Source organism: Halobacillus sp. AWM4_238, assembly GCF_056158265.1.
Genome location: NZ_JBSWSY010000002.1, coordinates 3,434,111 through 3,442,500, shown reverse-complemented (window position 1 = coordinate 3,442,500; position 8,390 = coordinate 3,434,111). Strand labels below are relative to the sequence as shown.

General features: G+C 47.7%; 3 protein-coding genes, 12 tRNA genes and 2 rRNA genes (1 of these 17 cut by a window edge). 1 reads left to right on the top strand and 16 read right to left on the bottom strand.

Annotated elements, in window-relative coordinates; genetic code table 11:
- From ACXACN_RS17205 to ACXACN_RS17135, 15 genes are all read right to left on the bottom strand, one after another.
- Positions 1 to 1,648, bottom strand: a 23S ribosomal RNA gene (locus ACXACN_RS17205); it reaches 1,268 nt to the left of the window's first position.
- Between the two features lie 171 nt (positions 1,649 to 1,819).
- A 16S ribosomal RNA gene (locus tag ACXACN_RS17200) occupies positions 1,820 to 3,384 on the bottom strand.
- Together the 16S and 23S rRNA genes with 12 tRNA genes alongside form the textbook arrangement of a ribosomal RNA operon.
- Before the next feature lie 120 nt (positions 3,385 to 3,504).
- Positions 3,505 to 3,581: transfer RNA gene (locus ACXACN_RS17195), tRNA-Ile, on the bottom strand.
- An 18-nt stretch (positions 3,582 to 3,599) separates the two neighbouring features.
- A tRNA-Gly gene (locus ACXACN_RS17190) sits at positions 3,600 to 3,673 on the bottom strand.
- Between the two features lie 31 nt (positions 3,674 to 3,704).
- A tRNA-Pro gene (locus tag ACXACN_RS17185) sits at positions 3,705 to 3,781 on the bottom strand.
- Positions 3,782 to 3,785: 4 nt separating this feature from the next.
- Positions 3,786 to 3,862, bottom strand: a tRNA-Arg gene (locus tag ACXACN_RS17180).
- A gap of 69 nt (positions 3,863 to 3,931) precedes the next feature.
- A tRNA-Leu gene (locus tag ACXACN_RS17175) sits at positions 3,932 to 4,019 on the bottom strand.
- Positions 4,020 to 4,067: 48 nt separating this feature from the next.
- A tRNA-Leu gene (locus ACXACN_RS17170) sits at positions 4,068 to 4,149 on the bottom strand.
- Between the two features lie 8 nt (positions 4,150 to 4,157).
- A tRNA-Lys gene (locus ACXACN_RS17165) sits at positions 4,158 to 4,233 on the bottom strand.
- Positions 4,234 to 4,338: 105 nt separating this feature from the next.
- A tRNA-Gln gene (locus ACXACN_RS17160) sits at positions 4,339 to 4,413 on the bottom strand.
- A gap of 7 nt (positions 4,414 to 4,420) precedes the next feature.
- A tRNA-Asp gene (locus ACXACN_RS17155) sits at positions 4,421 to 4,497 on the bottom strand.
- A 14-nt stretch (positions 4,498 to 4,511) separates the two neighbouring features.
- Positions 4,512 to 4,583, bottom strand: a tRNA-Glu gene (locus tag ACXACN_RS17150).
- A 9-nt stretch (positions 4,584 to 4,592) separates the two neighbouring features.
- Positions 4,593 to 4,683: transfer RNA gene (locus ACXACN_RS17145), tRNA-Ser, on the bottom strand.
- A gap of 4 nt (positions 4,684 to 4,687) precedes the next feature.
- Positions 4,688 to 4,762: transfer RNA gene (locus tag ACXACN_RS17140), tRNA-Asn, on the bottom strand.
- A 175-nt stretch (positions 4,763 to 4,937) separates the two neighbouring features.
- The gene (locus ACXACN_RS17135) at positions 4,938 to 5,381 is read right to left on the bottom strand and encodes a SprT family protein (protein ID WP_474966057.1); all 444 of its coding nucleotides are present in this window, start codon (positions 5,379 to 5,381) and stop codon (positions 4,938 to 4,940) included.
- A gap of 75 nt (positions 5,382 to 5,456) precedes the next feature.
- Here ACXACN_RS17135 and cmpA point away from each other — a divergent pair, with 75 nt between their 5' ends.
- Positions 5,457 to 5,567 (top strand): cortex morphogenetic protein CmpA, encoded by a 111-nt coding sequence (gene cmpA / locus ACXACN_RS17130; protein ID WP_474966056.1) that lies wholly within the window; start codon positions 5,457 to 5,459, stop codon positions 5,565 to 5,567.
- A gap of 45 nt (positions 5,568 to 5,612) precedes the next feature.
- Here the strand turns inward: cmpA and ACXACN_RS17125 are convergent, their stop codons facing one another.
- Positions 5,613 to 7,754, bottom strand: a complete 2,142-nt coding sequence (locus tag ACXACN_RS17125; RefSeq protein ID WP_474966902.1) for a Tex family protein — start codon at positions 7,752 to 7,754, stop codon at positions 5,613 to 5,615.
- Positions 7,755 to 8,390 lie beyond the last annotated feature (636 nt).

Below are 8,390 nucleotides of genomic sequence, written 5' to 3'. Positions count from 1 at the left end.
GGTACGGGCACCTCTTTCCTCACTAGAGGATTTTCTTGGCAGTGTGAACTCAGGAGCTTCGGTACTTTATTTCCCTCCCCATCACAGCTTGACGTTGCCGGACGGATTTGCCTATCCGACCGTCTCACTGCTTGGACGCGCACATCCAGTGGCGCGCTCTCCTTATCCTCCTGCGTCCCCCCGTCGTTCAAACGGAAAGGAGGTGGTACAGGAATATCAACCTGTTGTCCATCGCCTACGCCTTTCGGCCTCGGCTTAGGTCCCGACTAACCCTGAGAGGACGAGCCTTCCTCAGGAAACCTTAGGCATTCGGTGAAAGAGATTCTCACTCTTTTTTCGCTACTCATACCGGCATTCTCACTTCTAAGCGCTCCACCAGTCCTTACGGTCTGACTTCACAGCCCTTAGAACGCTCTCCTACCACTGATCATAAGATCAATCCGCAGCTTCGGTGGTGTGTTTAGCCCCGGTACATTTTCGGCGCAGAGTCACTCGACCAGTGAGCTATTACGCACTCTTTGAATGATGGCTGCTTCTAAGCCAACATCCTGGTTGTCTAAGCAACTCCACATCCTTTTCCACTTAACACACACTTTGGGACCTTAGCTGGCGGTCTGGGCTGTTTCCCTCTCGACCATGAACCTTATCACCCACGGTCTGACTCCCAGAACAAAGTCTATGGCATTCGGAGTTTGACTGAATTCGGTAACCCGATAGGGGCCCCTCGTCCAATCAGTGCTCTACCTCCATGACTTTCTATTCTGAGGCTAGCCCTAAAGCTATTTCGGAGAGAACCAGCTATCTCCGTGTTCGATTGGCATTTCACCCCTACCCACACCTCATCCCCGTAATTTTCAACTTACGTGGGTTCGGGCCTCCAGTCAGTGTTACCTGACCTTCACCCTGGACATGGGTAGATCACACGGTTTCGGGTCTACGACCGCATACTCACTCGCCCTATTCAGACTCGCTTTCGCTGCGGCTCCGCTTCTACTGCTTAACCTCGCATACGGTCGTAACTCGCCGGTTCATTCTACAAAAGGCACGCCGTCACCCATTAACGGGCTCCGACTACTTGTAGGCACACGGTTTCAGGTTCTCTTTCACTCCCCTTCCGGGGTGCTTTTCACCTTTCCCTCACGGTACTGGTTCACTATCGGTCACTAGGGAGTATTTAGCCTTGGGAGATGGTCCTCCCGGATTCCGACGGAATTCCTCGTGTTCCGCCGTACTCAGGATCCACTCCGGAGGGAGAAAGATTTCGACTACAGGGCTGTTACCTGCTCTGGCTGACCTTTCCAGATCGATTCGTCTATCTTCCTCCTTGGTAACTCCAATGGAGTGTCCTACAACCCCAGAAAGCAAGCTTTCTGGTTTGGGCTGATTCCGTTTCGCTCGCCGCTACTCAGGAAATCGCGTTTGCTTTCTCTTCCTCCGGGTACTTAGATGTTTCAGTTCCCCGGGTGTGCCTGCCTATACCTATGTATTCAGTATAGGATACTGTTCCATTACGAACAGTGGGTTTCCCCATTCGGAAATCTCCGGGTCAAAGCCTACTTACGGCTCGCCGGAGCATATCGGTGTTAGTCCCGTCCTTCATCGGCTCCTAGTACCAAGGCATCCACCGTGCGCCCTTATTCACTTAACTATCGTCGTGAAAAGACGTTTACAATTTCAATTAGATGTCTTGTCATCAAATGTCTCATCGTTAGATGAAGACAATGATTCCTTATCCAGTTTTCAAGGTTCACAAGTTGAAAGATCGTTTGATCTCTCAAAACTGAACAACCAACACAGTACGTTTCCGTTATATCCTTAGAAAGGAGGTGATCCAGCCGCACCTTCCGATACGGCTACCTTGTTACGACTTCACCCCAATCATTGGCCCCACCTTCGGCGGCTGGCTCCAAAAAGGTTACCTCACCGACTTCGGGTGTTGCCAACTCTCGTGGTGTGACGGGCGGTGTGTACAAGGCCCGGGAACGTATTCACCGCGGCATGCTGATCCGCGATTACTAGCGATTCCGGCTTCATGCAGGCGAGTTGCAGCCTGCAATCCGAACTGAGAATGGTTTTATGGGATTTGCTACACCTCGCGGCTTCGCTGCCCTTTGTACCATCCATTGTAGCACGTGTGTAGCCCAGGTCATAAGGGGCATGATGATTTGACGTCATCCCCGCCTTCCTCCGGTTTGTCACCGGCAGTCACCTTAGAGTGCCCAACTAAATGCTGGCAACTAAGATTAGGGGTTGCGCTCGTTGCGGGACTTAACCCAACATCTCACGACACGAGCTGACGACAACCATGCACCACCTGTCACTTGGTCCCCGAAGGGAAAGCCCTATCTCTAGGGTTGGCCAAGGATGTCAAGACCTGGTAAGGTTCTTCGCGTTGCTTCGAATTAAACCACATGCTCCACCGCTTGTGCGGGCCCCCGTCAATTCCTTTGAGTTTCAGCCTTGCGGCCGTACTCCCCAGGCGGAGTGCTTAATGCGTTAACTTCAGCACTAAGGGGTGGAAGCCCCCTAACACCTAGCACTCATCGTTTACGGCGTGGACTACCAGGGTATCTAATCCTGTTTGCTACCCACGCTTTCGCACCTCAGCGTCAGAAACAGACCAGAGAGTCGCCTTCGCCACTGGTGTTCCTCCACATATCTACGCATTTCACCGCTACACGTGGAATTCCACTCTCCTCTTCTGTCCTCAAGTTCCCCAGTTTCCAATGACCCTCCACGGTTGAGCCGTGGGCTTTCACATCAGACTTAAGGAACCGCCTGCGCGCGCTTTACGCCCAATAATTCCGGACAACGCTTGCCCCCTACGTATTACCGCGGCTGCTGGCACGTAGTTAGCCGGGGCTTCCTCGTTAGGTACCGTCAAGGTACCGCTCTATTGGCACGGTACTTGTTCTTCCCTAACAACAGAACTTTACGATCCGAAGACCTTCATCGTTCACGCGGCGTTGCTCCGTCAGACTTTCGTCCATTGCGGAAGATTCCCTACTGCTGCCTCCCGTAGGAGTCTGGGCCGTGTCTCAGTCCCAGTGTGGCCGATCACCCTCTCAGGTCGGCTACGCATCGTCGCCTTGGTGAGCCGTTACCTCACCAACTAGCTAATGCGCCGCGGGCCCATCTGTAAGTGATAGCAAGAAGCCATCTTTCAACTTTCCTTCATGCGAAAGAAAGTATTACCCGGCATTAGCCCCGGTTTCCCGGGGTTATTCCGATCTTACAGGCAGGTTGCCCACGTGTTACTCACCCGTCCGCCGCTCGTTCCACGAGCTTCACCCCGAAGGGATCCACTCGCTTCCCGCGCTCGACTTGCATGTATTAGGCACGCCGCCAGCGTTCGTCCTGAGCCAGGATCAAACTCTCCATAAAAGTTAAGTTTGACTTGCTCATTTGCACACCGAATGTGCTTTGTTTCAAATTCCTTCTATAAAGAAGAAATGTTTTGACGTACTGGTTGGTTCGTTCAGTTTTCAAAGATCAAATGAATCATGGTGGGCCTGAGTGGACTTGAACCACCGACCTCACGCTTATCAGGCGTGCGCTCTAACCAACTGAGCTACAGGCCCCGATGACATTCAATAAAATGGAGCGGGTGAAGGGAATCGAACCCTCATCATCAGCTTGGAAGGCTGAGGTTTTACCACTAAACTACACCCGCAAGTGTATCAAATTGTTATTTAGGATTTCGATGGTCGGGAAGACAGGATTCGAACCTGCGACCCCTTGGTCCCAAACCAAGTGCTCTACCAAGCTGAGCTACTTCCCGTTAATGGCGCGCCCGAGAGGAGTCGAACCCCTAACCTTCTGATCCGTAGTCAGACGCTCTATCCAATTGAGCTACGGGCGCATTAAAAAAGCGACATTTATTATCTTAACATCTTTTGTGTGTTGACGCAAGTACTTTTTTTAAAAAAGTTGGTGCGGCCGAGAGGACTTGAACCTCCACGGGATTACCTCCCACTAGGCCCTCAACCTAGCGCGTCTGCCGATTCCGCCACGACCGCAAAATTGCTGTAGTAAACAATGGGATGCTGATCATGATAATTGGATAATGCGGGTGGAGGGACTTGAACCCCCACGCCGTGAAGCACTAGATCCTAAATCTAGCGTGTCTGCCAATTCCACCACACCCGCATAATAAATGGTGAGCCATGAAGGATTCGAACCTTCGACCCTCTGATTAAAAGTCAGATGCTCTACCAGCTGAGCTAATGGCTCCTTTTAAAGGAATCTGTAACACTCAATGACGTTGTTGTTTTTTGAAGCACAAGAAACATCATATAACTTATTCAGCTTTTTGTCAACTCTTTTTTGAAAAGAAAATGGCTGGGCCAGCTGGATTCGAACCAGCGCATGACGGTACCAAAAACCGTTGCCTTACCGCTTGGCTATGGCCCAAAAAGAGTGGCGGTCCGGACGGGACTCGAACCCGCGACCTCCTGCGTGACAGGCAGGCATTCTAACCAACTGAACTACCGGACCTCTATAAGGTTAAGTGACCCGTACGGGATTCGAACCCGTGTTACCGCCGTGAAAGGGCGGTGTCTTAACCACTTGACCAACGGGCCAAAAATAAATGGCGGAGAAGGAGGGATTTGAACCCTCGCGCCGCTTACGCGACCTACACCCTTAGCAGGGGCGCCTCTTCAGCCACTTGAGTACTTCTCCGTGATGGCTCCAACGGTAGGATTCGAACCTACGACCGATCGGTTAACAGCCGATTGCTCTACCACTGAGCTACGTTGGAATAGTTCGTAATGTCCGTTGCTGTTTATCAGCGACGTTTTATATCTTATAACATTTTGTCCGCGGTGTCAAACCTTTTTTTCATGAATATTTAAGTCGTTTTTCATGTGTTTTTGGCTTGTTTTGTTAGGACTTACCTAATTTAACATGTGGTGAATCTTTCGTCAATGGAAAATTTACTTCTTTTTTATATTGCCTTTACATTTCCCACAACCGAAGCGTTTCGTGTCCACCCTTCTTTTCCGCTTGTATGTTTGTCCGCATTTTGTACAAACATAGTGGTGGAAGTTCCCTCTTTTTTCAGAAGGTAAAGGTGAACAATGTCTTGGGGAACCTGTTTCTTTTAATAATGCCTTGAACTCAGGATCACGATGCCCAAAACCTTTCCCTTCAATATGAAGGTGATAATGACAAAGTTCATGTTTAATGATGCCTTCTAATTCGACACCATCTAATTCTACTATATACTTCGGATTGATTTCAATCACTTTTTTAGAAGGAATGTATCTTCCTCCTGTCGTCCGAAGACGAGAATTGAAGTATACATCATGAGCAAAAGGCTTGTCAAAATGTTTTTTTGATAATTCGTCTGTCCATTGCTGCAATTCCTGATCTGTCATAGGAACACCTCCCTTGTCTTTTGCATACTGTATCATAAGAATGAAAAAAGTTGAATATGAAGGAGATGACTTCTTATGCCCTCCTGGTTGAAGAACCAAATGACAAAAGCATTCTTGAACAAAGACAAATATCAGATAAAAATGCTGAATCAATGCTGGTATTACTATCAGCATCTACACAAATAAAAAACTACCCGGAAAGAATCTCTCTCCAGGCAGTTTCATATAGAATCACCCTTGATTGATCATGGTCAAAGCAATCCTCTGTTTTTGTACATCCACTTGATCCACCCAAACGGTAACAACGTCCCCTACCGCTACTACGTCCATGGGGTGTTTTACAAACTTGTTGGCAAGCTTTGAGATATGGACAAGCCCATCTTGTTTCACACCAATATCTACGAAAGCACCGAAGTCCACAACATTTCTTACAGTTCCTTCCATCTCCATCCCCTGCTCTAAATCTTCCATTGAAAGAACATTTGTTTTCAACAATGGCTTAGGCAGGTCATCCCTTGGGTCCCGGCCAGGTTGAACGAGTGATTTCACAATATCCTGCAGTGTCAGTTCACCAATGTCCAGCTGTTCAGCTACCGAAGATATGTCCACATTTTTCAATTCTTCTGCTAATTGATCCGTTCCGATATCTCCCGTGGTAAATCCGAATTTCTTCAAAAGTTCCCTTGTCGCTTTGTAACTCTCCGGGTGGATCGGAGTGCGATCAAGAGGTTCTTTCCCATCTAGTATTCGCAAGAAACCAATACTTTGCTCAAATGTCTTTGCACCTAAGCGCGGAATATCTTTGAGTTCGGATCGCTTTGTAAACTTTCCAAGCTCCTCTCTCTTTTTCACTACATTGTTCGCAACCGTTTTACTTAGCCCAGATACATATTGCAATAAAGATGAGGATGCTGTATTCACATTCACTCCTACCTGGTTTACCGCCGTCTCAACAACGAACGTCAACGATTCATTCAGTTTTTTCTGAGTTACATCATGCTGGTATTGACCAACACCGATTGATTTTGGATCGATTTTCACGAGCTCTGCCAGTGGGTCTTGGACACGACGTGCTATAGATACTGCACTTCGTTCTTCTACTTGGAAATCAGGAAATTCTTCACGTGCAAGTTTCGACGCTGAGTACACGCTGGCCCCAGCTTCATTCACGATCATATAAGAGGCTTTCAGTTGATGCTTTTGGATCATATCTGCAATAAACTGTTCCGTTTCTCTGGAAGCTGTACCATTACCGATAGCCATTAGCTCAATGTCATACTGATCCATAAAGGAAAGGATCTTTTTCTCCGCTCCTGCCGTATCGTTCTTAGGTGCTGTTGGATAGATGACTCCAATATCCAACACCTTGCCGGTTTCGTCCACGACGGCAAGTTTACAACCAGTACGGTAGGCAGGGTCTACACCGAGAACCACTTTCCCTTTCAAAGGAGGCTGGAGTAAAAGGTTTCGCAAGTTACTTGAGAAAACTTCAATTGCCTGCTCCTCTGCCTGTTCGGATAATGCCCCCCGGATCTCTCTTTCAACAGATGGCTGAATTAATCGTTTATAACTGTCTTGGATCGCTTCTTCCAAAATAGAACGGATTCTTCCAACGGTGTGGCGTTTAATGACATTCCTCTCCAGGAATTGAACAATAGCTTCCTCTGGAGGCTGAACAGACACTTTAATGACCTCTTCTTTCTCCCCACGGTTAAGAGCAAGCACACGGTGGGAAACGATAGACCGAACAGGTTCTTGGTAATCATAATACATTTCAAAAATGCCCTTTTCGTCTTTATCTGCTTTCTTTTCAGAGGAAGAGATGACACCTTTGTCGTGTGTTTGCTTTCTAATCTTCTCTCGATATGTAGGGTCATCTGAAATCCATTCGGCAATAATATCGTTCACACCTGCCTGGACATCTTCAACTGTATTCAATTCGTGTTCATCAGAAAAGAAGTCTTTGGCTTCTGTCTCAAAGTCAATGTTCTGTTGTTCCCAAACTTGAATCGCGAGAGGCTCCAGCCCTTTTTCCTTGGCAACTGTTGCTCTTGTACGACGCTTTTGCTTATAAGGTCGGTACAAGTCTTCCACCTTTTGCAATTTTTCAGCGGATTCAATTTGATGGCGTAAGTCTTCCGTCAGTTTGCCCTGTTCATCAATGAGGCGAATGACTTCTTCCTTCCGTTGAACAAGATTCGATACGTAGTTCCATTGATCTTCAATTTCTTTGATTTGTACTTCATCCAATCCACCTGTCAGTTCTTTTCTGTAACGGGCGATAAACGGAACGGTATTTCCTTCTTCAAGCAGTTCAATCACTTGCTTGATTGTCTGATCTTTCAATTTCGTCTGTTTAGCTACGAGCTTCATAAGCTCGGTATTTTTATTTGCTTCACTCAACAAAATGACCTCCTTCAATGACGTCTCATCCATTGTATCAAATTTAAAAATAGAATACTTAAAGACTCCGCGCGTTGCATCTATGTATTTAATTAAAGCTCCCTTTTCTTGAAGACTCAGTTTCGAGGCGTTTGTAAGAATTTAGGGGCTCCGGGAAACCGTTCGCTTTCCATGGGGCGGGCGGTGAACCTCCTCAGGCTACGCCTTCCGGGGTCTCACCTGTCCCACACGTCCCATAGGAGTCTCACCGTTTCCCTCCGCCCCTTGACCATAAGAGGATCTCGAAACTATTTCCTGGTTAAGCTGCTTTACCTACAAAGAGTGGAGGATGTTAACTTCCATGGACTATTCTGGATATGAAGCGTGGTATAGAGCTCATTATGCCTACAACACCAATGTAGTAAAGGAAACTCTTCCCTCCTACGCGGGCATTAAACGCTATGTATCGAGCTTTTATGCCCTGAATACCCGACATAAAGAGGTTGTTATTCTCCTCTTTATTCATTAATATAATTTTCCAGAAGTGATTTCGAGAGACTTCCATGGCAAAGGGGCGGAGGGGAATGGGGAGACTCCTGCGGGAAAAAGTGCATGGTGAGACCCCAC

What these genes read in the sequence shown, in the direction of transcription:
- ACXACN_RS17135 (WP_474966057.1), bottom strand. Translation starts at nt 5,381, where the DNA reads ATGACAGATCAGGAATTGCAGCAATGGACAGACGAATTATCAAAAAAA.
- cmpA (WP_474966056.1), top strand. Translation starts at nt 5,457, where the DNA reads ATGCCCTCCTGGTTGAAGAACCAAATGACAAAAGCATTCTTGAACAAA.
- ACXACN_RS17125 (WP_474966902.1), bottom strand. Translation starts at nt 7,754, where the DNA reads ATGAAGCTCGTAGCTAAACAGACGAAATTGAAAGATCAGACAATCAAG.